2 protein-coding genes are annotated in these 1,383 nt (G+C 62.8%); both read right to left on the bottom strand.

Annotation, left to right across the window (positions count from 1 at the left end):
- On the bottom strand, window positions 1-776 hold a 776-nt coding region (locus GPK94_RS12500), incomplete at its 3' end, for an electron transfer flavoprotein subunit alpha/FixB family protein (protein WP_215655967.1).
- 19 nt (window positions 777-795) lie between these two features.
- Window positions 796-1,383: electron transfer flavoprotein subunit beta/FixA family protein (locus GPK94_RS12495; protein WP_215655966.1), on the bottom strand; the 588-nt coding region annotated here is incomplete at its 5' end.

Here is a 1,383-nt window from a genome sequence, read left to right as displayed (position 1 = left end):
CCCTTCTCCACGTCCTTGCTGATGCCGCGGCCCACGGACACCACCACGTCGGCGCCGATCAGGTCCACCAGCTTCTTGGCAGCCTTCTTCACCTCCAGGACCTCCACATGGATGTCCTCCTTGGTCAGGGCCACCGCGGGCTTCTCCACCACAACGGCGTCAGCCTTGGCCTGGTCGAAGGGAGCCTTCTTCATCACGCCGGGACGAACCGTCGACATCTGGGGACGGAACCGGGGGCAGATGATGGTGGCCATCAGGTGGCCGCCGAAGGCGGGACGGGTCATCTTCAGGTTGGTGTTCTCCTCAAAGACCGTGTTGTCCACGTCGATGGTGGAGGTGGTCTTCAGGAACTCCTTGTACTTGGTCACATCCACGTCCAGGTGGGTGCAGTCGGCGGTCAGGCCGGTGTGCAGACGGGCCGCACAGCGGGGGCCCAGGTCACGGCCGATGTTGGTCGCCCCGATCAGGAAGATCTCGGGCTTCTTCTCCTCCACCAGGTCGCAGATCACCTTGGCATAGCCGTCGGTGGTGTAGGTCTCCAGAAGCTCGTGGTCGCACACGTACACCTTGTCCGCGCCGTAGCCGCCCAGCTCCTTCGCCAGACCCTCCACGTTGTGGCCCAGAAGAACGCCGCACAGCTCCACGCCCAGGTCGTCCGCCAGCTTCCGGCCCTCGCTGATCAGCTCGAAGTCCGTGCTCATCAGCTTGCCCTCGCGCTGCTCACAAAATACCCATACGCCCTTGAAGGCGCCGGTGTCTCTACTATCAAAAGCCATTTTTCTGCTCTCCTTTCGATCAGATCAGGTGCTTCTCATCCAGAAGCGACACCAGCTTGTCGCAGGTGGCCTTGTCGGCCCCCTCCAGCATCATGCCGGCGCCCTTCACCGGGGGAGAGAAGGACTTGTACACGTTGGTGGGAGAGCCCTTCAGGCCGATGGTGTCCAGATCGATCAGGGGATCGTCCTTCAGGGTGTTGAAGTCATACACCTCGTAGGGCTTGCTGTAGGCCTCCACGATGCCGCCCACGCTCATGTAACGGGGCTCGTTGAGCTCCTTGATGCAGGTCAGCAGGCAGGGCAGCGCCACCTCGATGGTCATGTAGCCGTCCTCCAGCATCCGCTGCACGGTGATCTTCTTCCCCTCCGCCTTGATCTCGGAGACGTAGGTCACCTGGGGCAGGTTCAGCTTCTCAGCGATCTGGGGACCCACCTGGGCGGTGTCGCCGTCGATGGCCTGACGGCCGCAGAACACGATGGTCTCGTCGTCCACGCCGATCTTCTTCAGCGCAGCGGCCAGGATCTGAGAGGTGGCGTAAGTATCGCTGCCGCCGAACTCACGGCCGGACACCAGCACGGCCTTGTCCGCGCCCATGGCCAGCAGCTC

The organism is Pseudoflavonifractor sp. MCC625, assembly GCF_018784545.1.
Lineage (GTDB): Bacteria > Bacillota > Clostridia > Oscillospirales > Oscillospiraceae > Pseudoflavonifractor_A > Pseudoflavonifractor_A gallinarum.
Note: the sequence above shows the minus strand (reverse complement) of the source record. Positions and strands in the feature narration are given on the sequence as shown.